Genomic DNA, 24385 nt, shown 5'->3' on the forward strand with positions numbered 1-24385 from the left:
TTACTTGATGCCCGATTGCGTAATCGCTTTGACGAACGAGCGCTGTCCGAAGATGAAGACGATCAGGACGGGAAGCGTGGCGATCGTCGTCATGGCCATCAACTTGCCGTAAGATTGCGTGTAGCTGCCCTGGGCCATCATGGCGATGCCCGCCGTAATCGTGCGCATTTCCGGAGATGTTGTGGCATATAACGGCCAGACGAAATCGTTATACACGCCCATAAAGGTAAAGATGCATAGCGTGACCATAATCGAGACGGACGACGGCAGCAAAATCCGCGCGTAAATCTGCCATTTATTCGCCCCGTCGATTCTGGCGGCTTCCTCGATCTCCTTCGGAAACGAGATGAAAAATTGATACAACAGAAACACCCCGAATGCGCCGGCCGAATATGGCAAAATTAAAGCGGAGTACGTATTGATCAATCCCAATGCGTTAAACTCCATATACATCGGCAAGAAAGTCAATACGCCCGGAATCATGAGCGAGGCGACGAATATGGAGAACAGCGTCTTGCGGAACGGGAGGTCGGTAAGCCGCGCCAAGGCGAAAGCCGCCATCGAATCGAACAACAGCACGATTCCGGTTCCCGCCATTCCGACGAACAACGAGTTGCCGATCCAGCGCAATATCGGCACGTTCATTAGCTCGCCGTTCAATCCGAGGATGTAATTTTGCAGCGTCGGTTTGTTCGGAATGAAGTTCATTTTCCCCGCCAGCGCTTCGAAATCGTTTTTGAAGGAAGTGGACAGCATCCAAACGAGCGGGAGAAGAAATGCGGCGGCGATGATGATCGCTGCCAGTACCCATAGAAACGTGTTGGCTTTTCTCATTATGCATCCTCCTTCCGGGCATAGGTGAGACGGTATTGAACGACCGAGACGATCATAATTAATATCGCCATTAGAATGGCCATGGCGGAAGCGGAGCCCATTTCCTTCCGAATGAACGCTTGATCGAGCACGTTGATCAGCAGCACTTTGGTCGAATCGCCGGGTCCGCCCCGCGTCAATAGAAACGGCTGCGCATAAATGTTGAACGAAGCGATCGTGGAAGTGACCATGACGAACAGCATGACGGGCCGGATGGAAGGCAGCGTAATCCGCGCGAATTTATGCCAGGCGTTCGCGCCGTCGATCGAAGCCGCTTCGTAATAATCGTCGGGAACCTGGTTCAAAGCGTTAATGAAAATGATCATATTGAATCCGATCGTCCACCATAGCGTTGTGGAGACGAGCGAAACCCAAGCCCAAGGCTGGTCGGTCAGCCACGGAACCGGGGGAATGTTCATTTTTCCGAGCAAGCTGTTGAGAAAGCCTGCGTTCGTATCGAATATCATGAGCCATATGACAGCCATGACCGAAGCGGAGATGGCATACGGCATAAAGTAGAACGTGCGGAACAAGCCGCGGAATTTGCCGGGAAGGCGGTTGACGAGCAGCGCCAGCCCCAGCCCGACGATAATGAGCAGCGGAACGGAATAGAGGACGAACTGCGCCGTCGCCCATAGGCCGTCGAAGAAAATGCTGTTCAAATACGTGCCTGGGGTGAAAATTTTCAAGTAATGCTCGAACCCGACAAACTGATGCGTTACGGATAACAATTCGAAATGATGCAAACTAATATAGAAGCCGTACAAGATCGGGAAGAGCAGGAAAGCCGCGAAACAAAGCAAATACGGCAGAACGAATAAAGAAGAAGTCAAGCGAGATTGCAGCGTGCTTTTCAATGAGAATCCCTCCTTATGAAGGTAGAGAGAAAGACGGGAGCGTCTCATCGGATTCCCGTCTTCCACCGTGCCCTGCATTTGCGCTGCTTTAATTTTTCATCGCTTGTCTCGATTTCGCCGCGGCGTCGTCCATCGCTTGCTGCGCGTCTTTCTTGCCGAGCAGCGCATTGTTCAGCTCGCCCCAGATCGGCTCGGAAATCGTCCCCCAATTCAGCACGTTCGGCGCGAATTGGACGTAGGAGAAGCTGGATGCGATATTGTTTTGTACTTCAAGCTGCTTGAACTCTTCGCTTTCGAGCATCGGTTTGGCGGCGAGCGCCTGGCCGGATGCCGCCCAATCCATCGAATTGGTTGCGACATATTTCAGAAAATCGCCGATGCCGGCAATTTTGTTCTCATCGGCAAGATCTTTCGGAATGACGAAACCGTGCGAACCGGCGAATACGGCCTGCTTCGCTTTGCCGATTTGCGGCACCGGCGCAACGCCGTAGTTCAGGCCTGCTTCGTCGAATTGCGATTTCATCCAAGGGCCGTTGAACTGAATCGCGTTTTTGCCTTGCAGGAACAACGTATTCTCTCCGTCCTGCTGTACATTGCCCGGCGAGTATCCTTTATCGACCAGGCTGCGCATCCATTGCACCATTTCAACGGCTTCCGGGGAATTGTAAGCGACGTCGCTGCCGTTCCACAGCTCGCCGCCGTTCTGCCAGACGAGGGTCGGGAAGATAAACTGCTGCGGCCATAAGGTCGGCAGCACATATCCGTATACGCCCTTGTCTTTATCGGTCAGTTTCTCCACGGCGGATTCGAATTCCTCCCGGTTTGTCGGCGGGTTTTGGATTCCCGCTTGCTCGAACAGATCCTTATTGTAATACATGACGAGCGGATGAATATCGAGCGGGATTTCGTACCATTTGCCGTCGATGGTGGCGTATTCGACCGGCGCCTCGACATAATCTTCCTTATTGATGCCCGCCGACGCCGCAATGTCGTCCAGAGGCTGCAATTGCCCCTTGTTGACGTAAGTCGGCACCGTATCGACATGCATAATCATCAAATCCGGGCGCTCTTTGGACGAACTGAGAGCGACATCCAACTGCTTGTAATATTCGCCGTTCGGCTGAATGACGAAATTGACCTTATACTGATCCTGCGAAGCGTTGTATTGATCTACGATTTTTTTCATGAACGGGCCGTCGGAGCCGGAGAACGGGCTCCAGAACAAAATTTGCGTCGTTCCGCCTCCGCCTCCGCTACCGGCGTTTGTATCCGGCGCCGAGCCGTTCCCGCTGCCCGCATCTTTGCCGCCGCATCCCGCGGCGACAAGCGCAACGACTGCGAGCATGAGCAGCATGCTCGACAAACTCTTGTACACTTTCTTCATGACCTCGTTACCCCCTATTTCGATGTTGAAAGATTCAACTTCGATCTTTCATGACTTCATCATATAAGGATCCGCCGCTCTCCAAAATGTCGCTTTTTTGGAATCGATGGACATATTTTTGGGTTGAAGCGCAAGGGATATAACTCGAACATTTCGCTAATGATAACAATAACCAATGATGGAATAGGAGTGAAACGGTGAGAAAACGGAAACTGGCATGGATTGCGTTCGCCGCCATATGCGGGTTGCTCATATCGCTGCAAGGGACGGCTGCCGCCCGGGCGGACGGAGCTTACCACTTCGGTTTTAAGAGAGGCGGCAACGGCAGTCCGGCTTCGATCAACGAGGAAGGATTCAAGGATATATTGCAAAAGCATCAAGCGATTTTTCTCGGGGATACGTCGCAGAAAGAATTGTATCTCACGTTCGATAACGGTTATGAAAACGGGTATACGGCCAACATTTTGGATGTGCTGAAAGCGAAGAAGGCACCGGCGATTTTTTTCGTAACCGGGCATTACGTGAAGGATCAGCCCGATCTATTGAAGCGGATGACCGCGGAAGGCCATTTGATCGGCAATCATTCCTGGAGCCATCCGGACATGACGCAGGTGTCGGACGAGCGAATCGCCGAGGAACTGGCCCGCGTCAAACAAGCGGTTGCGAGCGTCACCGGCCAGCAAGAGATGCCTTTCCTGCGCCCGCCCAGAGGAATTTTTAGCGAAAGGACGCTCAAGGTGAGCCGGGAACAAGGTTATACTAACGTGTTCTGGTCGATCGCCTACAAAGATTGGGATACCCAGGATCAAAGAGGCTGGCGTTATGCGTATGACCGTGTCATGGCGCAGCTTCATCCGGGCGCGGTCATTCTGCTCCATTCCGTCTCCAAGGATAATGCCGAGGCTTTGGGCCAAATGATTGACGACGCGCGGAAACAGGGATATGAATTTAAAAGTTTGAGCCAGCTTCAAACGAAGCATTATTGAATGCTGTGCCGTATAACAACGCTCTTGGCCATGAAGCCGGGGGCGTTGTTCTTATTTTCAGCAAATTTCCTGCTTGCATTAAGTGTATTAAGTGATATAATACACTTAAATCACCGATGTCGACGATGCGGTGAGACAGGAGGAACGGCCATGGAAGAACAACGGGTTGGCTCGCTTCGATTCCGAATCGACTTCAGTCAACCGTTATACGAACAAATATTGGATCAAGTGAGAAGCTCGATCGCAAAAGGGGAGATCGAATTGGGAGAGAAGATGCCTTCGGTACGGGAATTGGCGCAGCAACTGCGGATGAATCCGAACACCGTTATGCGTGCCTATCAGGAATTGGAGCGGGACGGCTTAACGGAGAAGCGGCGGGGACAGGGGACGTATGTTACCTCATCGCTCGAGCGCGTCCAATCGTTCCGGCAAGATCTTGCCGCAAGGTATATCGATACGTTTCTGGATCAGATGAAGAGTCTGGGGCTGTCCTGGGCCGACATTCAAAAATATATTGAGCAAAACTATGATTCGGATAAGGGAGGAACACCATCATGACGCAGCCCATCATTGTTTCCGAACAGGTGACAAAGCGTTACGGCAACAAAAAGGCGCTCGACGGATTGGATATCGTCATTCCGACCGGGAGAATCGCCGGCATCCTCGGCCCGAACGGTTGCGGGAAATCGACATTTTTCCGTACGCTTACCGGGCTCGTCAAGCCGGACCAAGGGAAACTCGCAGTGCTGGGGCAACCCGCAGGCTGGCAAACGAACCGCGGCATCGCTTATTTGCCGGACCGGGCCCGGTGGTACCCCAACCATACCGTTCTGCAGGCATTCGAATGGGGGCAATCGTTCCTGCCCGGCTTCCGCATGGATCAGGCGCAGAAATTAGCGGGATTCATGGATATCGAAATCGAGATGAGAGTCGGAGGGATGAGCCGCGGACAGGAAGCCAGGGTGATGCTTATTCTTTGTTTGGCGCGCGAAGTGCCGCTCGTCATTCTGGACGAACCGTTTGCGGGAATCGACGTTATTTCCCGGGAAGCCATCGTTTCCGGTTTGATCGATTATTTGGAAGAACGCGATCAGACGGTATTGATCAGCACGCATGATATTCGGGAAGTCGAAGGGCTGTTTGACTATACGGTCATGATGAATCAAGGTCGAGCCATTTGGTCGGGGGAGACGGAAGATTTGCGGGCGGAATACGGATCGTTGCATGACGTCTTTCGGACTTTGTATAAGAAGGAGTGGAAACATTGAATTCGACCGGAACGTTTTGGGCGCTTGTACGCCATGAATTCAAATGGAAGGGAAGCCGGAGGAAGCAGCAGCGGCCGTCGGTCGCGAAGTGGTGGTGGATCGTTTATTTATTGCTGTTGGTCGCTATCGGCATCGGGGCAACCGTTTATTATGCCCTCCAGGACGAACTGCGGCTGGGAGGGCTTTGGTTTGTTACGACAGGTTTCCCGTATATGATGTTTTTTTTCGGTTTCGGAACGGCGAAGAGGGAATGGGAGAACGAGACGCACGGATGGTGGCTGACTTTGCCGTACTCGCGCCTTAGCCTCGCGGGAGCCAAATGGTTCGGCGCATGGCTGCGGACGATCGCGATCCTTGTTGCCGCCTATGCGATCCTATCGGTATATGCCTTGTTTATCGCGGTGACGCTCGGACATCATACGCTTGCCGAAGTAGGCGGTTTCATGGTGGCGGGAATCAATTGGCTCATTCTTCCTGCCGGATTTAGCCCGCTTATTATCGCGCTTGGAATGGTAACATGCCTTTCGCAGTATAGCTCCCTTCGTCCGCTGACTCCGCTTCTTTGGGTCGTCATTATGAGCGGAATGAGCTTTATCTACTGGGCACCCGGCTTCGGATGGTCCGATGCGGACAACTTATTATTGTCGGAGGGGAAGGCGATTTGGTTCCCGTTCTCATGGATCGTACCGGCTTGCATGGCGCTCAGTTGGTTGGCCGCATACTTGCTCGTTCGGTTGTGCGCCTATATTCTGGACCGTAAATTATCTTAAGGGTCCGGTTTTGCGGGCGGGAAGGATCACCGATTTGATCATCCGGAAGGAGGCGGGTACCTTGAGAAACAGGTCGATCTATTATTATGGTCTCGTATTTTCCATTCTCTGCATCGTGTTTCTCGCGACAACGGTCAAAGCTTTGGCCGACCGCCAGCCTTTATTTTATTTCTTTATGCTGATTTTCGTCATCGGATTGCTTGTCGGTTATTTTCGCTATTATGTCAGGGTCAAAAGAAAGGAAATGGCGGATCGGAACAAATGGCAAAAATACGGGCTTTTACTGCTCTTTATTGCGATCTATGCGGTGATTCGATACGGCGTAAGAGAGCTGATTAGCAACGAGGTATCCGGTCAAGATTACGGAATTGTGCTAGCTTTCTTTATACTTGGCCTATTTATATCTTATTTCGGTTGTTATTCGTTTTATTTGTGGAAAAGAAATGGAGTATGAAGGGGGAAAGATCATGACACAGGCAACGATTCAATCGGCCGCGGAAACGATTTTGGAAGTTTCGAACTTGCGCAAATCGTATGCCAAGAAACAAGCGCTTCAAGACGTAACCTTCTCGCTCAAGGCGGGAACTTCCTTCGGTTTTCTCGGACCGAACGGGGCCGGGAAATCGACTACAATGAAAATATTGACGGGAATCGTGAAAGCGGACGGCGGGTCTGCCCGATTGTTCGGACGCGAAATGACGGAGAACCCCGATGCGGTCTCCCGTTACATCGGTTACGTGCCGCAAGAGATTACGCTGTACGAGAAGCTGAGCGCTTACGACAATCTCGAATTTTTCGGGCAAACATACGGCATTCGCGGCAATGAATTGAAACGGCGCATTTACGATGTGCTGGAGAGAACAGGGTTGTCGGAACGGGCCAAGCAGGAGGTGCAGACTTTCTCCGGCGGGATGAAAAGGCGCATCAACATCGCCGCGGCATTGCTGCACCGGCCGAAGCTGCTCATTCTCGACGAGCCGACCGTGGGCATCGATCCGCAGTCGCGCAATCATATTTTCGATTTGATCCGGGAGTTGAACCGGGAAGGCGTTACGATCATTTACTCGACGCACTATATGGAAGAAGTGGAAGCGCTGTGCGACGAAGTGGCGATTATGGACCAAGGTTCGGTGAAAGCGATCGGTCCGCTGGGCGAATTGCTCGAACGCTACGGCCGCAAGGCGATTTATTTGGAAGCGGCCGGCTTGAGCGAGCCGCCGCACGATCCGGATGTGTTCCATGCGCACAAGGAAGGCTCGGGATGGGTTCTGGAAACCGAGCGGGTCGGTACGGTTATGCAGCGGCTATTGGGGCAAGCGTCGCAGCAACGATGGGATGTCAAGCAATTGGAAGTGGTTAGGCCGTCGCTGGAAAGCGTCTTTCTGCGCGTCACTGGAACCGCATTGAGAGACTAGGGGAAGGAGAATAGAGATGAAGGCGATTATTGTCAAAGAATTAAAGCTCATACGGAAAGATAAGCGCAGCTTCTTCTTCCTGCTGCTGATGCCGATCTTGTTTATTGTTATGTTCGGAACGGTGTTCGGCGTCGGCTCCAATGATTCTTTTTCGATTGAGATTCAAGCCGTTGACCAAGACGGAACGGAGGCGTCGCGGGCGTTCCTCGGCCAAGTGGGACAGGCGATGACAGTGAGCCTGGAGGAAGCAGCCAGCTTGAACGACCAGATCGACCGTATCAAGCAAGGGCAGTTCTCGGCCGTTCTGGTCATTCCAAGCGGCTTTGAAACAGCCATGAAGAAGGGGGAAGTTGCGGGCATTCAACTGTACGAGGATCCTGCGGCCCAATCTTCTCTTGCGCCAATCCAAGCGATATTGAACGGCATCTCCAATGAATACCGTGAACAGAAACTGTCCCATGCGCTGATCGCCAAAGGAGAGACGAAAGCCCAAGCGGAGCAAACGCTGGCTTCTCCCATCCGTATCGATCATGTGCCAACATCGTCCGAGCGCGTGGATGTGATCGCTCAACTCGTCCCGGGCATGACGGTGATGTTCGTATTTTTCATTATGATTACGATGTCGCGGCGGTTTTTCGAAGAGAAGAAGAACGGGCTGCTGGCAAGAGTCCGCAGCACGGCCGTCAAGCCGCTTCAGTACTTGATCGGCATGTGGGTTCCGTTCGTGCTGACCGTGATCGCGCAATGCGTCGTCCTGTTCGCTTTCGGGCATTTCGTCTACCATTTGAATTTGGGAGACGTGGCGGCGCTCGCGATCATCGTCGCGGCGTTAAGCATTGCAGGAACCGGCATTGGGCTAGGCTTGTCGTTCATCGTCCCCGGCGAGGGTGCGGCCATGGTGACCACCCAGCTCATTGCGACGGGCGGCGCGATGATTGGCGGATTGTGGATGCCCTCTTACCTGATGCCGCCATTCGTTCAAACGATCGGCCATTTCACGCCGCAATATTGGGCGCAGCATTCCTTGCAGAATGTCATGGCGCACGGCGCCCATATCGGCGACGTCATGGGGCCGGTACTCGTGCTGCTGACATTCGGGCTGGCAGGGCTGGCCGTAGCCGTCGTCAGACTGCCCGGATATATGCGTTCCGCATCGAACTAGCGGAATAACGCTTAATGGATCAGCCCGCTCTCCTTCGCCTTGCGAACGAAGCGGGCGCTTGCTTTGTTGATCGGCGTTTTAAGCGCCAGGCCGATCACGAGCGCGATTCCCGCGTAGACCGCCATCATGATCAAGTCGCGCCACACAATATCCCACAGGATGCCGCCGACGGCTTCCCGCATCATGCTAATGGCGTAGGTAAACGGCAAATAGGGATAAATGGCTTGGAAAAAAGGCGGCGTCACCTGGATCGGGAACGTGCCGCCGGAGCCGGCCAACTGCAGCACGAGCAGCACGATCGCCATCGCTTTGCCGACATTGCCGAACACCGATACCAGCGTATATACGATCAACATGAATACGAGGCTAAGCAGCAATCCGAAGCCGATAAACCATATCTTGTTCAGCACGTATGCGCCCAACAAGTAAATATCGCCGAGCGTGACGAACAGCGCCTGCAATAAGGCGATCGTTGCGAAGGTGAAGTATCTTCCGAAATAGATTTGCACGTTGGTAAACGGCTTGCTTCCGTTATGGACGTCCACCGTCAGCAAGGAGACGAGGAGCAAAGCGCCTACCCATAACGAAAGCGTCGTAAAAAACGGCGACATCGCCGAACCGTAGTTCGGAATCGGGTATAGTTTCGTTTCTTTCAAAACGACGGGCTCGGCGAAAAACTCGCTCTCTTTTTCAAAATTATGCTTTAACAACGAAATGATCTCTTCAATTTCTCCTCGCGCTTGTAACGCCCTCATTTTGTCCGCGATATCTTTTATTTTCGCTTGGACGAAGGGCAGTTCTTTTTGAATGGCCGCAATCTCATCTTGTCCTATCGCTAGAATCCGGGAAGCGTCCTTCAAGATTTGGTCTGCGTCCGGCACCCGGGCAAGCGCCCCCGCAAGCAGGGATTGCGCCGAATCGACCGCATTCTTGGCGTTTCCCAGCCCCTCAAGCACTTTCGGCTTGATTTCGCGATCGTACCGGTCCAGCAAGTCGCCGGTCAGCGCCGCCGTTTCCTCGGCGAGCCGCTCGAACCGGTCGACGAGCTCGGCGGAGGCGGCTTCTCCGCGGCCGATGGCGTCCTTCAGTTCCGCTGCGATCGTTTGCTGCTGCTCCAGTCTCGTTCGGATCTGCTGCAGCTTATTCGTCACGGAGGTGAACGGAGCGCCCGGCGTGTAGCGGTTCAGCCTGTCGAACCAGCCGCTCAGCCCGTCTGCTAACGTTATAGCCGTGCCCAGCCGCCTTGCGGCTTGATCCAACACCTGAACGGCAAGCGACGGGTCCGTATTGGCGTCGCGGAGGATCGAGGCGACTTGCGCCATCGCGAGCGCGGTTTGCTGCAGCGACCCGAGATCCTGTTTGATATAAGGGGATATGGCCTCGACTCCTTCCCGGCTGTACCCGAGAAGCTGGCTTAGGCCGCGCGAGAAGTTCTCCGCCTTTTTGCCGATCTCGACGATCGCGGGGAGATTGGCCTGCGCTTCGCCGACGATTTGATTCGCTTTAGTGACGTCGTTCAACGCCGTACTCACCGTGCGATTGATTTCGGGAAAGGAAGCCTCCAGGCGAAAGACCAAATTTTTTACCTTTTCGATCGTCGGCAATTCGTTCTTCAATTCAACGCCCAGTTCGTTAAAAGCTCTGAAAATGGCCCCGTTGGCCGTTTTCACAAAATTGGAGCTAACTTGATCGATAATGTTCGAGGCACCTTTGGATGTGATTTTCGGAGCGACGGCGTTAATTTTTTCGTTGACATAATAGAAAATTTCCGCCTTGACCGGTTCGTTGGACAGCACCGTGGCGATTCGTCCGGAGAATTCCTCGGGAATGACGATGCTGGCGTAGTACGTCCCATGCTTGACGCCGGATAACGCTTCTTCCTCGTCCACGAACGTCCAGCCGATTTGCCGGTTCTCCCGCAACGAAGCGACGATTTCTTTCCCGATATTGATGGGCCTATCCAGTATGGTTGCTCCCCGGTCGTTGTTGGCCACCGCGATTGCGATGCCTCGGGTGTTGCCGTAAGGGTCCCATGACGCTTCGATATTAAACCAGGCGTAAAGAGAAGGCAGGATGGCGAGCCCGGACAGGATGACTGCCGCTGCCCAATTTCGTACGATATGTTTTAAGTCCGTTATGTAAAGAAACCAAATGTTTTTCATCGCGTCCCGGCGCCCCCAACGATTTCCTTTTCGTTATATTGTTGCATAAAGGACGGAGAACTATCCTTCCCAAGCGTATTGAAACGGCGTCGGTTTCATATCGTATTCAGTGTTATAGATTCCGGAAGGAAAGGAAGACGAACATGTACAATGAATCGCAAACCGAGCTCATGCGGGAGCTTGCCGTCGTCGAGAAGTGGGAGATAGAGCAGCGGGATTTGTGGTTCTGGGAGAAGCTTGGCCGATTGCCGTTCGTTCTGTTGGACCGGTTGACGCCGAAATTTTTGCAGGACAAAATCGGGCAAATCATCGACGAGATCGGCGCTTACGTACAGACCGGCGGCCGATACTTGGTCAATGAGAACGGCATATTGCGGCAGTTGGAGCGTCAGGCGAGGCAAACCTATGGGCAAGCGGATGCGGTAACGTTGGATAATGCGCATTCTTTACCGCTCGGCGCGATGGATAGGACGGCGGCGGAATTGCAGCATTCGCGCAAAAATATGGCCTTTTTCCAAGGGGCTACGACAGGCTTCGGCGGTTTGTTTACGCTCGCCATCGATATTCCCGCCTTGCTCGGGCTCTCGCTCAAAGTATTGCAGGAAACCGCCATCTGCTACGGCTTCGACCCGAACGATCAAGCCGAACGTGTCTTTATCGTCAAATGCTTGCAGTTCTCTTCTTCGGATATTGTCGGCAAGCAGGCGATTTTGGACGAGCTGGCGTCTTTCGACGGCGAGCTGCGCCATCAGCAGGTCGTCTCGCAGCTTCAAGGCTGGAGGGAAACGATTACGGCGTATGTCGACAACTTCGGTTGGAAAAAGCTGTTCCAGATGATTCCGGTCGCCGGCATGGTATTCGGCGCGTTTCTGAATAAATCGACGGTGGAGGATGTAGCCGAAACAGGGAAAATGCTGTACCGCAAGCGGAGAATTCTGATCAAGCTGGGGGCAGCCGACCAAGTGTAGCGGACGCCGGAGGAAAAGCGTCATTCATCACTAGCGATGCATGGAATGTTTTGTTGCGTTTCAGGCCGATGGCGCGGCGCCAAGGGATGAGCTCCGCAAACCGGATACATTCTCAGGCCGATCGCGCCGTGGCATCGGGTCAAAATACGGTCTTGTGCACCGTTCATTTCCCTAAACCGACGAATGGGGCCGCACATGTTGTACGGAATACAACATAATGAGGGATATAAAGGCATATAAAGAGCATTTATGCTGCACTTTGTACAACATTATCGCCGATAAAAGGGCACGATAGCCCGTTTTGCCACCAGCATGCTGTAAAAACTACAACATAGGCATCATGAATATATGGGGAGGATGTGAAATGTTGTATTTTATGCAGGATAGATCCCCGCTTTCGCAGGCAGGACGACATTATTCCTATCAAAGTGAGGAACCGACCATCGCAAAACCGCCCCTCGTCATGTCATGCAAGACATGGAGGGGCGGTTCAAGTTTCGATATAGACTACACAACGCCTTGTGCCAGCATAGCGTCGGCCACTTTCAAGAAGCCCGCGATGTTGGCGCCGACGACCAAGTTGCCGGCATAGCCGTACTCTTCGGACGCTTTCACGCTGTTATCGTAAATATTTTTCATGATTTGATGCAATTTCGCATCGACTTCCTCGAACGTCCAGGAATATCGCATGCTGTTCTGCGCCATTTCCAATGCGGATACGGCAACCCCGCCGGCATTCGCCGCTTTCGCAGGCCCGAACAGAACGTTATTGTTCAGGAACACTTCGATCGCTTCCAGCGTAGAAGGCATGTTCGCGCCCTCCGCAACCGCTTTGACTCCGTTATCGACCAGAATTTGCGCCGATCGCTCGTCAATTTCGTTTTGCGTTGCGCAAGGAAGCGCGATATCGCAAGGAATCGTCCAGATTCCTTCGCAGCCTTCCGTGTAAACGGCATGCGGATGCTCGTTCACATATTCTTTAATCCGCTTGCGCTCGACTTCTTTCAGTCTTTTGACCGTAGCCAGGTCGATGCCGTTCTCGTCGTAAATATATCCGTTCGAATCGCTGCATGCAACGACCTTCGCGCCCAGTTGCTGAGCCTTCTCGATCGCATAGATGGAGACGTTGCCCGATCCGGACACGACGACGGTGCTGCCGTCCAGGCTCAAGTCCTTCGATTTCAGCATCTCTTCGACGAAGTATACGCAACCGTAACCTGTCGCTTCCGTTCTCGTCAAGCTTCCGCCGTAGACGATGCCTTTCCCTGTCAGCACGCCCGCTTCGTTGCCGCCGCGAATGCGTTTATATTGTCCGAACATATATCCGATTTCTCTTGCGCCTACCCCGATGTCGCCGGCAGGAACGTCCGTATCCGGTCCGATATATTTATACAGTTCTGTCATAAAGCTTTGCGTAAACCGCATAATTTCATTATCCGATTTGCCCTTCGGATCGAAGTCCGAACCGCCTTTGCCGCCGCCGATCGGTTGTCCGGTCAAGGAATTTTTGAAAATTTGTTCGAATCCGAGGAACTTGATGATGCTGGCATTGACGGAAGGGTGGAAACGGATGCCGCCTTTGTAAGGTCCGATCGCACTGTTGAATTGAACGCGGAATCCGCGGTTGACCTGGACTTTGCCTTGATCGTCCAGCCAAGGAACCCGAAACGAAATGACTCTCTCCGGTTCTACGATCCGTTCCAAAATAGCATGGTTCATATATTTAGGTTGTTTCGCGAATACAGGGACGAGGGAATCCAATATTTCTTTGACGGCTTGGTGGAATTCGTTCTCGTTCGGATTGCGTTTCTTTACCGTCTCGAAAACTTCATTCACATATTGTTTGGCTGCCGTAAAATTTTCCGTTTGAGCTTGTTGAGTGATGGTCATGCGTGCTCCTCCTTAATAATACAAAGATTTCGCCCGGTCGGGTTCACGTTGTGAGAATTCCTTCTCACGTTGTAAGATTATCTTACATTATGCATAATGATAAATCCAATAGAACGTTAAGATAAAAGTAATAAAAAAAATTAATCAATGTGTCTTTGTATCGGGTACGGGTGAATAGCGAATAGGCCGAAGTCGGATAATATGGGAATTAGCGGTATTCATTGGAAGGCTTTGCTAATGACAAAGTGCATAATTATGCATATAATTTTTTAATATTTACTAATAGAAGGGGAAGAGACATGGAAAAACAGACTAAGCACGGAAAACATCCAAAAGCGATCGAACCGTTCACGCTATTGCTGACGGTCGCCACTGCGGTTCTGGGCGCGCTCATCGGGATGCAATTGATTGTCACGTTGGGGATTACGGCCAGCACCTCGATTATAGGGGCGCTCTTGGCTATGTTGATCGCACGGATTCCCGTTGCGATTTTTCGCAAGTACCGGTCCATTCACCGCCAAAATCTGATTCAGACAGCCATCTCTTCGGCTACGTACGGTGCGGCTAACAGCTTGCTTATCCCGATCGGGATTCCGTTCATTCTCGGCAAGACGGAATTGATTATGCCGATGTTGATCGGTGCGGCTCTGGCGATGTTCGTCGATTCGTTTATGTTGTACAGGCTGTTTAATACGGATATTTTTCCCGCAAGCGGCACTTGGCCTGACGGAAGAGCGACCGCGGAATCGATTTTCGCCGGCGATAAGGGCGGGAAGAGAGCCGGATTGCTGGGTCTCGGCATTGCCGGCGGCGTGGCCGGCTCCATATTCGGGATCCCGATGTCCGCTTTCGGCGTCGCGTTTATCGGGAATGTATGGGCGCTCGCCATGTTCGGCATCGGCCTGTTGATTAAAGGATATTCCATGCCGGTGTTGGGCGTGGATCTGACCGATTCGTACATTCCGCACGGATTTATGATCGGTGCCGGCCTGGTGGCTCTGATCCAGGTTACGATGATCATTATGAAGAAGAAAAAGAAAGACGATGGGGACGCAAGTGCAACCGCAGAGGGAAGCGCACAAGAGCACAGCATGGAAAGAAAGTCCAAAACGGAAACATCCCGTTCCCTGATCGTCGGATTCGTACTATATCTTATCGTTTCGCTGATCGTTGCGGTGATTGGCGGCCTCATTACCGAAATGTCCGTAGGCATGTTTATCGGATTTATTATTTTCGCCGCATTTATGGCGTATGTCCATGAATTGATCGTCGGAATCTCGGCGATGCATTCCGGTTGGTTCCCGGCTTTCGCCGTGGCGCTTATCACATTGATCATCGGTTTGCTCATCGGCTTCCCGCCGACGGCTTTGGCTCTGCTTGTCGGCTTTAGTGCGGCGACCGGACCGGCCTTTGCGGATATGGGCTTCGATTTGAAGGCAGGTTACATTCTCCGCGGCAACGGCAGCGATCCCGAATTCGAGAAGGACGGGCGGAGACAGCAGTTTACGAGTGCCATGATCGCGTTCGGCATTGCGCTGATTGTTGTGTTGTTCACGTATAATCACTATTTTGCGCAAGATTTGGTGCCGCCGGTGGACAAGGTATATGCGGCGACGATCGAAGCGGGAGTTTCGGGCGATATCGCGAAAGAATTGCTGATTTGGGCCATCCCGGGCGCTTTGCTGCAATGGCTTGGCGGGCAAAGACGCCAATTGGGAATTCTCTTCTCGACCGGTTTGCTGCTCACGTATCCGGAAGCGGGCTGGGCGGTGCTTGCCGGATTGCTGATCCGCACGATCATTACGAAGTGGAAGGGAGAAGCGGCGGAAGCGCCGATCAGCATTCTGGCCGCAGGCTTTATCGCCGGGGATGCGTTATACAACTTCTTCAGTTCCGTATTCTCCATGAAGAAAGGGTAAGGTGAGCCAAGTTGGCGATCATTGAAATCGATGAAAAAATGATGGAAGCGGCTGTGCTGGGCGGAGCCGTGCTCGGAGGCGGCGGAGGAGGCCCGATCGAGGAAGGGCTGCAGCTTGGCAGGCTCGCATTGGAAGTAGGACATCCGCAGCTTTTCACCATCGACGAAATGAACGATGACGATTGGGTGGTAACGGTCTCTGCGGTAGGGGCGCCGGCCGCTGCCGATCAATATGTGAAGCCGGTCCATTATATAAGGGCTTTGGAGTTATTGACGGACAAGTTGGGCCATAACATATCGGCGATGATTACAAACGAAAACGGTGCGAGCACGACGGTGAACGGCTGGTTTCAATCCGCCGTAACGGGAATGCCGGTGCTGGACGCGCCGTGCAACGGCCGCGCGCATCCGACGGGAAGCATGGGTTCCATGAATCTGTCGGAACTGGAGTCCTACGTTTCCGTGCAAGGCGCAGCCGGCGGCAAGGGCAAACGTTATACCGAACTATGCGCTTCCGGTTCGGTAGAACATGTATCAACGCTTGTAAGACAAGCTTCCGTCGAAGCGGGCGGCATGATCGCGGTGGCGCGGAATCCGGTGCAAGTGTCGTATGTGAAGGAGAACGGATGTCCCGGCGCGATCAGCCAAGCGATTCGCATCGGACAAGCGATGCAATCGCATCAAGGGTTGCAGGCCGTGGAAGCGGTCGCCTCTCTGCTGGGCGGACGTTTGGTGGACGTCGGGCAAGTGACCGAATTCGAGCTGCGGACGACCGGAGGGTTCGATGTAGGATTCGTCAAGATCGGTTCGCTCGAGATGACGTTCTGGAACGAATACATGACGCTCGAGGCTCGCGGCGAACGGATCGCCACGTTTCCGGACTTGATCATGACCTTCGATGCCGAGAGCGGGTTGCCGCTGGAATCGGCCCGGATCGGTAGGGGCCGGAATGTTGCCGTTATCGCCGTACCGAGGCATAACTTGATTTTGGGGGCGACGATGCGCAATCGGAAGCTGCTGCAACCGATCGAGGAGATTGTCGGCAAGCCGATTTTATCGTATATATTGTAGAGGGAAGGTTTATGCCCCGATTCGCATTTTTCCGTATTTACTTATAAAAGGAGTTTGTAAGCCATGACATTGAAACAGACATTGACAGTATACGAAACCATCGATAGCGCATATGTGTCAGGGGACCGGGTCAAAGCGTTATTCGCGCCTTACCCGGAAGCGAACGTCACGGTAGAGACGGTGCAGGGCGATAAAGGGAAGACCGATTTCGTGAAGATCGAGATCCCCGGCACGGAAGGCAAATCGGGCGGAGGCTCGGCGCCTACGCTCGGCATCCTGGGGCAGCTTGGAGGGATCGGCGCCCGTCCGAGCCGTATCGGGATGGTCTCCGATGCCGACGGAGCCGTCGCCGCCTTGGCCGCCGCTTTAAAGCTTGCCGAAATGGCCGTGAACGGCGACCGGTTGAAGGGAGACGTTATCATCACGACTCATATATGCCCGGATGCGCCGACACAGCCGCATGTACCCGTCGACTTTATGGATTCGCCGGTGGACGACGAAACGATGAACCGCTTCCAGGTCACGGAAGAAATGGACGCGCTGTTGTCCATTGACACGTCCAAAGGCAACCGCTTGATTAACCATAAAGGAATTGCCATTTCCCCCACGGCGAAGGAAGGCTATATTTTGCGCGTAAGCGAAGATTTGCTGCGAATTATGGAAATGACCACCGCGAGTTTGCCGGTCACCTTCCCGATTACGATGCAGGATATTACGCCGTACGGAAACGGGTTGTTTCATTTCAACAGCATTATGCAGCCTGCCGTTGCCACGTCGGCGCCGGTGGTCGGCGTGGCGATCACCGCGCAATCGGCGGTGCCGGGCTGCGGAACGGGAGCGAGCCATGAGGTGGATATCGCCGCTGCGGCCCGCTTTGCGATTGAAGTCGCGAAAGAGTTTACGAACGGCATTTGCAAATTTTACGATGAAGAAGAATTTGCGCTGTTGGAGCGGCTGTACGGCTCGATGAAAATTTTGCAAACGAAAGGGAACGCGGAATCACGATGAAAAAATTAGGTGCGGTTACGATCGGCCAAGCCCCCCGTTCCGATGTCGGTCCGATTTTGGAGAAATATATCGGGGAGAAGGCCCAAATTGTTCAGGCCGGCGCATTGGACGGAATGACCGCTCAGGACATCGCTCGCCATTTCGCGCCAGAAGGCAATGACGAGTTTCTGACAACCAAATTGTTATCGGGCGAATCGGTCGTTTTGTCCGGCGCGAAAATCGAGCCTTTGCTGCAGGACAAGATCGATTTATTGGAGGAGACGGGCTGCGGCATCATCTTGGTGCTATGCACGGGCACCTTTGAAGGGTTGCATACGCGCAAGGCCGTTCTCGTCGAACCGGATCGCGTCATTCGGGCGGCGGTCTCCTCCATTGCCGCGAACCGAACGCTAGGCATTATTGTCCCGTTGCTGGAGCAGGAGGATTCGCTCGCGGACCATTGGCGCGCAAGCGGCATCGCTCCCGTTTACGCGGCGGCGTCTCCCTACGGTTCGGAGGAGAGCGGCTTCGAGGCTGCGGCGGACGAATTGGTGCGCCAGGGGGCTGAGATGATTCTCCTTGACTGTATGGGATATATCGAGGATTATAAGAAGATCGTCGAGCGCCGGTCGGAACTGCCGGTGATTCTGTCCAATTCGCTCGTCGCGAAAGTCGTATCCGAATTCGTATGACGGATGAAAACAAATGTAAGGAGATGACGGTCATGGATGCGCAATACGTGGAAGTCGGCATCAATTTATTGCGGCAATGTTTAGCTTTGCAGGAGAACGAGACGCTTTTGGTCGTCTGCGACCGGTTGAAAAAAGAAATCGCGGAAGCGTTATGCGAAGCGGGACGGAGAATAGGATCCGAGTCCATTCTTATGGTCATGGCGGAACGCCAACGAGACGGCGAGGAGCCGCCTGCCCCGATTGCGGAAGCGATGAAGCAGGCGAACGTCGTCGTGTGCGCGACGGAGTTCTCGCTTACGCATACGAAGGCCCGGAAGAACGCCGCCGCGGCCGGCGTCCGGGTAGCGACGATGCCGGGCATTACGGAAGATATGCTGGTGGAAGGCGCGATTTCGGCCGATTATGAGCAAGTGAAGGAAAGAACCGAGAAAGTGACGGAAATATTGACGAGAGGGCGCCAGGTTCGTATCGAGAAGGACGGGAAAATATTGCGTTTCTCGATCGACGGCGCAAGCGGCATTCCGAGTACGGGGATGTACTTGAACCCGGGCGAATCGGGCAATTTGCCTTCCGGCGAAGCTTACATCGCGCCGCTCCTTGGAACGGCTTCCGGCGAAATCGTCGTCGACGGTTCGGTTGCCGGCATCGGGAAAATCGATTCCCCGTTAACGATAACGGTAGAGGGCGGACGCTTGGTAGACGCGAAGGGATCGGTCGCGGATCGGCTCCTCGCCACATTGGGCGATGGTGACGGACGGATGCTGGGCGAGTTCGGCATCGGTACGAACGATAAGGCGCGAGTGACCGGCAACGTGCTGGAGGACGAGAAAGTGTACGGGACGATCCATGTGGCCTTCGGCAGCAATATTACATTCGGCGGCACAATCGACGCCGGCGTTCACATCGATTTGGTCGTTCACGAACCGGACGTCTATATCGACGATGTGCAAATCCTCTCCCGCGGGAAATTAACGATATAACTGTAAGGCCGAAGAAGCCATGACGCTCTTCGGCTTTTTCTTTTGGCGTTGCGGCTGCTGCATTGGACATCAAGCTCATAACGCTAGTGCTCTGCCTGTCCTAATCATCTGCTTCTGCCCAATGGCGTTGCATTGAGGAATTGCTATCCGGACCGTACGGCCGTTATTTTGTGTCAAACTCGCTTTTTCGCTGTTTAGGCGGACAGTGGTTCCGTTATCTGTTTGTCGGAGGGCTTGTTTTTGCGCTTTTGCCGCGAATAAAGGATCGTATGTCCGCAAAAGGTCCGAAATCGGGCCGTTTGTCACAATTAGCGTCTCCTGTGTCCGCGACTTGGGGAGCAGGGCGGCAGAAGAAATGTGAAGGAATAGCACCGTAACCCACACAGCTGTCTCAATATTTGCTGAAAAAAGTTAATGCAACGCCAGTGGGCTTCTGCCGCCTTCTGTCGATATCCCTCTCGTTCAGTGGGGCGGAGGGACGAATCTTGCATTTGCCGTTAACCCAATCGAACAAAACACCGATATCACTGCAAAATATTAACTACCGGACGGTCGCCGACGCCAAGACCGACGGGTGCCAAGGACCGGTAATCGTGAAGGGCTTCAAGCAAACTGACGAGCATGGTCTGACCGAAAAATCCGCTTTCTGAATGAGGGGGATTCCGACAAAGGACTGAATGTACCCGCGACCATCTTCTCCTGAACGAAGGGGATTTCGACAGAAGGCGGACTAAATGTTGGCCCTATGAGTCAATTTCATAATAGCTTCGTGGCTGACGGCCCGTCGAGCGAGCTAACGAAACGTTAACACGCTAATGCCTGCTAAATCACCTGGTTGCTGGCGTAACGAAACGTTAACACGCTAATGAGGGGGAAAAGGCGGTAAGACAGCCGATTTCCGAGGAATAACGATACCTGCTTTCGTTAGGATTGGAACGTCGTCATTTTGAGCCCAATAAGGATTGTTAGTTTCGTTAGCGCCAAACAAGAAGCGTAGGTCCGCGCGAATTATGAAATTGACTCCTATGACACTATGACACGCCCTATTCGCATTTCCCGTTCATATTCAGTTCATATACATGTCGTATAGTATAAACATACAAGAACAAATACCTTGGAACATGCTTTAACAAAAGGGTCAGGAGATGGTGAAATGTGATTAGGTTGTTCCGGTTTTTGAAACCGTATTGGGTTCCAGTGGTTTTCGTACTGGTCCTTATTTTCTTGCAGACCTTATCGGATCTTTATTTGCCGACGTTGATGGCGGATATTGTAGACAAGGGGATTGTGGAGGGAGACGTGCCCCTCATTCTAAAAGTAGGCGGCTTTATGCTGCTCGTCGCGGCCGGAGGCGTAATTTGCTCCATTGCGGCGAGTTATTTATCGTCCAAAATTTCGGTCGGCTACGGTAAAATCCTTCGGGGCAAAGTGTTCTCGCATGTGGAAAATTTCTCATTGAACGAGTTCGACAAGATCGGGACCGCTTCGCTCATTACGAGGACGACAAACGATATTACCCAAGTGCAGCAAGTATTCATTATGATTCTGCGCATGATGGTTATGCCGCCGATACACATCATCGGCGGCATTATAATGGCCGTATCTGTAGCCGCGCAAAATTTTCGGCAAAAATTCTCAAGTTAATTGGCAAAAATAGAAGCCCCGTTTCGGGGCGTTAAGCATCTAATCGTTGCGGTTCGATATCCGGGCGAGTCGCATATACATACGCTTCGACTCGCTCGTTGTCTGGCTGGGCCAAGTTATAAGACGAAACAATCGTTTTAATATCTCCCTCGCCCATGTCATGGCGCGTAATGCACGCCCGTGCGATTACCCTGATTTGAAAGTCCTTCATTCGTCATCTCTCCTTTACATAGTCATCATTTCGGCGATCGTAAGCTCAAGGTCCGTAATGCGTTCTTTTGTTTCTTCCAATTCCTCAGATAATGGCTTCCGATACGCGGGTGGCGTTTCCGGGTCGTCCGGATTGGGGTACGAAAATTCAAGCTCCAGCGTCTCCGGGTTGACTCTAAAGCCGTTACAAGCTGCAAAGTCTTCTGCGTACTGGCCGTATTCGAGTTCCAGGACGCCGACGGTTTCCCGATTTCTTTCTGTAAGTGCAGTATAAACCTCAAAATCGTGTTCATTCGTGGTTTCTACGACATGTCCGCTGCGTTCTCCGGTATCTACGATGACATTTCCGGTTGATTTATCAAAATAGATTCGTCTACCTATTTTCATTTGTATCCTCCTTTCGTTTAGCGAAATAAACCAATGTCGATAATTACCAGCGTTGCTTTATTCGATCGCTATCCATTGCATGTTGATATTTCCAACGCGAGTATCTACACTGACTCCACCACTACTGAATGTTCCGGTGTCAAAAATATAATTACCGGTCCCATACATTTTCAAACCAAAAGCGGCACCGAATACTGACGCGCTTGATGCCACAAATCCCCAATAATACACAAACGTAGGACTGACACTTTTGTAAATAAATAAGCTCGGCGTAAAGTCAAGGCCTGTTATAATTAATGACGACCCAGAGTTTTGTGTTGTCCCCGTTGCAAACTTTTTACCTTCTACTAGCGACCCTATAACACCGCCTATATTTATCCCTTGTCGCACATTGGACGCTATCAGATTGGCAAACTGTGCTATTACCTTTCCTGCCCCGTTATGGTACCCTGCCGGAATAGTGTACTGCCCGTTTTGCTGCGTTATAGTTTGCGAGACAGCGCCACGGTTGGGCATCGTGCCTGCGATCCCGGCTTGTCCGGCTTTCGAAAATGTTCGTCCCGCCAATACTTCCCCGGCCGCGGCGTCCCCCAATGCTTCAATCACATTACCGACCACGCCGAATATGTCCTTGCCAGACCGGATGTTTCCGGGAATTAAGTCGGGATCTCCAACAACCTTGCTACCGGGGGCGATGTATCCGTCGGGAATAGCCTTATCTGCCGAACCGGGCGTGATTGTTTGAATGCCACGGTTAGGCATGGTTCCAGTCAATTTTTGCCCCCTCGCATAAGCCGTTTTCGGTGCAAGAATGTCTCCAGCGGCGGCGGTAGCATCTCCGGTTTTATCGGTTTCGATGGCCCCGATATTATCCGCCATCCGCTGGAATGGGTCGCTCGGGGAGGTTGGTACTCCTTTGCCAGTAATGGCCCCGGCGACGAGTGCTTTTCCATCACTGACAGATTGCTTTACCGCTTGCATTTCTTGATCGAGATGGCCGACGGCGGAATCGATTGTATCCATGTTTTCATTCAAAACGTCGATATCAGCAGCTTCGTTTTCCGTCGGCTTTTTAAGGCCTAGATTTGGCGTTATTTTAGGCAATGTTACCACCTCCGTGTTTTGATCTCTTGCCAAGTGTACCGTTTCGCATTTCCCCAAGTTGTTCGTCTTAACTCGGCCCACGTCGTATACGTAAATTCGTATTCGACTGCTAAATGTGCTGGCTTGATTTCATCGATGCCCGCCTTCAGGTCGTCGAGGTTCGGAGGGATGCCCCGCGTATCAACAAACGTAACCGTGAATTGATACAAAGCCGGTTGCTCCGTGACTTCGACAGTTCCGCCGTCGTAGGCTTCAGCAACACTTTTAATGAGCGCCACCGTGACCGTACCGACGCCGCGCAATTTCGACTCTACGACAGAGCGCCGTTGTTCAATGGGTTTCGTGGAATCAGTTGTTAGACCTAGTTCTCTTTCCCAAAGATTAAGTCCCCATGTCGCCGTTCGAACAAAATATTGACTAAGCGTCTCGTCAAACGCTTGCCGCAGCAAATCCATTTCCGCGCCTTGGGTATCGATGTTCGCTTTCATAACACGAGAGGTTTCATAATACTGCGGCAAGTACGAAAACATTTCCTTCCCTAGCGTACTTGTAATCGGAAACTCATTCATAGACCGTCACCGTCCCTAGCACACCGACTTGACCAGGCTGCATTTCGATATTCGTATTGCTGTTTCCGTTGACCGTCAAATCGGCAAAGTCGATGATCGGAGGGATATCCAGGAGTATAGCAGCAATGCGCGTATAACGGACGAGCGGGTCCACAAAGGCCAACTGCTTCAAATATTCGCGCGTCCCGGATTCGATAAGCTCTTTCACTTCACCAATCGTTGTATTACTTGCCAGTACCAGTTTCACGCTGATATTGATCGGCACTTCTTCGGCTGCCTGTACCGTCACATCCGCACCAATCGGACGAACACTATCGATATGCCCGGCTACCTGATCGACAATATCTTGTGATGCTGCTCGCTTTGCTGCATCGAGCAAAACAACGCGAACCGTTCCTGGCCCGTTCCAAAGAGGATGAACCTGAACGCCGCCAACCCCGGCCACTTCCATTGACCAATTCACATAATCGGCCTTATTGCCGCTGCTGCTTGGCGTTCGAACGCGAACAAGATATCGTTCAAGCAGTGACTCGTCAGATTCAACGTCGGTCCCGCCGGTTGTTTCCGTTGGATTCTCAACGCTGGTCACCCCGGAGATCGGCGTAGCCAATACTGTAATTACCCCCGCAAGCACGTTTCCGAGCTTCCCGGCTTCGAGTGCTTGAATGCTTGCAATAGCTTCACCGTTCGAATCGAGCGTAATGGCAGATTTCGTTTCGAATTCAATTGACGATTCGCCTGATATTTCATCCGCTGGCGTCGCTACAACCGTACCCGCAGGAATAATAATGCCTGGCGTTCCTATAAACTTCACTTGCCCAGTCGCCTTGACGGCTAGCCTACGCGAAACTCCATGTTCTGCGCAGCGCAAATCGAGATATTCACCGAAAGTTGTACTCGCGAACGCTCGGCGCAATACTTCCTGCGCCCATATCGATGCTTCCGACAAAACAAAAGCGACAGGGGAGAGAGAGTCCCAAATAAAAGAACCCTCGGTTACATCAATGTCCGGGGGAACTCTGTTCATCATGCGCCGCATGATAGAATCTTCTGTTTGATCTTCCAAATACGCCGGAAGCCTTGCCATA

Annotated in this window: 24 protein-coding genes and 1 pseudogene; 15 read left to right on the forward strand and 10 right to left on the reverse strand. The window is 52.6% G+C overall.

What is annotated here, in order from left to right; translation table 11 throughout:
* The 3 genes from KQI79_RS03895 to KQI79_RS03905 all read right to left on the reverse strand — a co-directional run bounded on the left by KQI79_RS03895 (position 1) and on the right by KQI79_RS03905 (position 3114).
* Positions 1-834, reverse strand: coding sequence for a carbohydrate ABC transporter permease (locus KQI79_RS03895; RefSeq protein ID WP_216536911.1), 834 nt, complete (start codon positions 832-834; stop codon positions 1-3).
* A complete protein-coding gene (locus KQI79_RS03900; RefSeq protein ID WP_253297937.1) occupies positions 834-1730 on the reverse strand; it encodes a carbohydrate ABC transporter permease in 897 nt (298 codons plus the stop codon). The genes KQI79_RS03895 and KQI79_RS03900 overlap by 1 nt, the downstream gene beginning before the upstream one ends.
* 88 nt (positions 1731-1818) lie before the next feature.
* A complete protein-coding gene (locus tag KQI79_RS03905) occupies positions 1819-3114 on the reverse strand; it encodes an ABC transporter substrate-binding protein (protein ID WP_216536913.1) in 1296 nt (431 codons plus the stop codon).
* Between the two features lie 236 nt (positions 3115-3350).
* On the opposite strand from KQI79_RS03905, the gene pdaA reads away from it, so the two are divergent.
* The 7 genes from pdaA (at position 3351) to KQI79_RS03940 (ending at position 8715) form a co-directional block, all read left to right on the forward strand.
* Positions 3351-4100, forward strand: a complete 750-nt coding sequence (gene pdaA, locus KQI79_RS03910; RefSeq protein ID WP_230192168.1) for a delta-lactam-biosynthetic de-N-acetylase — start codon at positions 3351-3353, stop codon at positions 4098-4100.
* A gap of 150 nt (positions 4101-4250) precedes the next feature.
* Positions 4251-4658, forward strand: a complete 408-nt coding sequence (locus KQI79_RS03915) for a GntR family transcriptional regulator (protein ID WP_216536914.1) — start codon at positions 4251-4253, stop codon at positions 4656-4658.
* On the forward strand, positions 4655-5368 hold the full coding sequence (locus KQI79_RS03920) for an ABC transporter ATP-binding protein (RefSeq protein ID WP_216536915.1): 714 nt from the start codon (positions 4655-4657) through the stop codon (positions 5366-5368). Before KQI79_RS03915 ends, KQI79_RS03920 begins: the two co-directional genes overlap by 4 nt.
* Positions 5365-6138: an ABC transporter permease gene (locus tag KQI79_RS03925; RefSeq protein WP_216536916.1), complete on the forward strand. Its 774-nt coding sequence runs from the start codon at positions 5365-5367 to the stop codon at positions 6136-6138. The genes KQI79_RS03920 and KQI79_RS03925 overlap by 4 nt, the downstream gene beginning before the upstream one ends.
* Positions 6139-6199: 61 nt before the next feature.
* A complete protein-coding gene (locus KQI79_RS03930) occupies positions 6200-6592 on the forward strand; it encodes a hypothetical protein (RefSeq protein ID WP_216536917.1) in 393 nt (130 codons plus the stop codon).
* A 13-nt stretch (positions 6593-6605) separates the two neighbouring features.
* Positions 6606-7553, forward strand: a complete 948-nt coding sequence (locus KQI79_RS03935) for an ABC transporter ATP-binding protein (protein ID WP_216536918.1) — start codon at positions 6606-6608, stop codon at positions 7551-7553.
* Between the two features lie 16 nt (positions 7554-7569).
* Positions 7570-8715, forward strand: a complete 1146-nt coding sequence (locus KQI79_RS03940) for an ABC transporter permease (protein WP_216536919.1) — start codon at positions 7570-7572, stop codon at positions 8713-8715.
* A gap of 11 nt (positions 8716-8726) precedes the next feature.
* Here KQI79_RS03940 and KQI79_RS03945 read toward each other — a convergent pair whose 3' ends face one another.
* Positions 8727-10877, reverse strand: a complete 2151-nt coding sequence (locus KQI79_RS03945) for a YhgE/Pip domain-containing protein (RefSeq protein WP_216536920.1) — start codon at positions 10875-10877, stop codon at positions 8727-8729.
* Positions 10878-11020: 143 nt separating this feature from the next.
* Here KQI79_RS03945 and KQI79_RS03950 point away from each other — a divergent pair, with 143 nt between their 5' ends.
* A complete protein-coding gene (locus KQI79_RS03950; RefSeq protein WP_216536921.1) occupies positions 11021-11845 on the forward strand; it encodes an EcsC family protein in 825 nt (274 codons plus the stop codon).
* 507 nt (positions 11846-12352) lie between these two features.
* On the opposite strand, the gene gdhA is transcribed toward KQI79_RS03950, so the two are convergent.
* Complete coding sequence (gene gdhA / locus KQI79_RS03955; protein WP_216536922.1) at positions 12353-13735, reverse strand: NADP-specific glutamate dehydrogenase; 1383 nt, start codon at positions 13733-13735, stop codon at positions 12353-12355.
* A 299-nt stretch (positions 13736-14034) separates the two neighbouring features.
* On the opposite strand from gdhA, the gene KQI79_RS03960 reads away from it, so the two are divergent.
* The 7 genes and pseudogenes from KQI79_RS03960 to KQI79_RS03990 form a co-directional block, all read left to right on the forward strand.
* Positions 14035-15654 carry an OPT/YSL family transporter gene (locus KQI79_RS03960; RefSeq protein ID WP_216536923.1) on the forward strand — a complete coding sequence of 540 codons (1620 nt, stop codon included), beginning with the start codon at positions 14035-14037 and terminating at the stop codon, positions 15652-15654.
* 11 nt (positions 15655-15665) lie between these two features.
* Positions 15666-16724: an S-methyl thiohydantoin desulfurase family protein gene (locus tag KQI79_RS03965; RefSeq protein ID WP_216536924.1), complete on the forward strand. Its 1059-nt coding sequence runs from the start codon at positions 15666-15668 to the stop codon at positions 16722-16724.
* A gap of 63 nt (positions 16725-16787) precedes the next feature.
* Positions 16788-17732, forward strand: coding sequence for a DUF1177 domain-containing protein (locus KQI79_RS03970; RefSeq protein ID WP_216536925.1), 945 nt, complete (start codon positions 16788-16790; stop codon positions 17730-17732).
* Positions 17729-18403: an AroM family protein gene (locus tag KQI79_RS03975; RefSeq protein ID WP_216536926.1), complete on the forward strand. Its 675-nt coding sequence runs from the start codon at positions 17729-17731 to the stop codon at positions 18401-18403. The genes KQI79_RS03970 and KQI79_RS03975 overlap by 4 nt, the downstream gene beginning before the upstream one ends.
* Positions 18404-18435: 32 nt before the next feature.
* Positions 18436-19383, forward strand: a complete 948-nt coding sequence (locus KQI79_RS03980; RefSeq protein WP_216536927.1) for an aminopeptidase — start codon at positions 18436-18438, stop codon at positions 19381-19383.
* A 485-nt stretch (positions 19384-19868) separates the two neighbouring features.
* Positions 19869-20033 carry a hypothetical protein gene (locus KQI79_RS03985; protein ID WP_216536928.1) on the forward strand — a complete coding sequence of 55 codons (165 nt, stop codon included), beginning with the start codon at positions 19869-19871 and terminating at the stop codon, positions 20031-20033.
* 505 nt (positions 20034-20538) lie between these two features.
* Positions 20539-20988: pseudogene (locus tag KQI79_RS03990) on the forward strand (ABC transporter transmembrane domain-containing protein); the annotation flags it as partial.
* A 70-nt stretch (positions 20989-21058) separates the two neighbouring features.
* Here KQI79_RS03990 and KQI79_RS03995 read toward each other — a convergent pair.
* Genes KQI79_RS03995 through KQI79_RS04015 form a run of 5 tightly spaced genes read right to left on the reverse strand, consistent with a single transcriptional unit; the run spans position 21059 to position 24384 of the window.
* Positions 21059-21238, reverse strand: a complete 180-nt coding sequence (locus tag KQI79_RS03995) for a hypothetical protein (RefSeq protein WP_216536930.1) — start codon at positions 21236-21238, stop codon at positions 21059-21061.
* 14 nt (positions 21239-21252) lie between these two features.
* On the reverse strand, positions 21253-21624 hold the full coding sequence (locus KQI79_RS04000) for a hypothetical protein (protein ID WP_216536931.1): 372 nt from the start codon (positions 21622-21624) through the stop codon (positions 21253-21255).
* Between the two features lie 57 nt (positions 21625-21681).
* The gene (locus tag KQI79_RS04005) at positions 21682-22728 is read right to left on the reverse strand and encodes a hypothetical protein (RefSeq protein WP_216536932.1); all 1047 of its coding nucleotides are present in this window, start codon (positions 22726-22728) and stop codon (positions 21682-21684) included.
* Positions 22729-22730: 2 nt separating this feature from the next.
* Entirely contained in the window at positions 22731-23297 is a 567-nt protein-coding gene (locus tag KQI79_RS04010; RefSeq protein ID WP_216536933.1) for a YmfQ family protein, read from the reverse strand.
* A complete protein-coding gene (locus KQI79_RS04015) occupies positions 23290-24384 on the reverse strand; it encodes a baseplate J/gp47 family protein (RefSeq protein ID WP_216536934.1) in 1095 nt (364 codons plus the stop codon). Before KQI79_RS04015 ends, KQI79_RS04010 begins: the two co-directional genes overlap by 8 nt.
* Position 24385: the final 1 nt, after the last annotated feature.

Origin of the sequence: Paenibacillus sp. MSJ-34, assembly GCF_018918005.1 — a bacterium.
Taxonomy (GTDB): domain Bacteria; phylum Bacillota; class Bacilli; order Paenibacillales; family Paenibacillaceae; genus MSJ-34.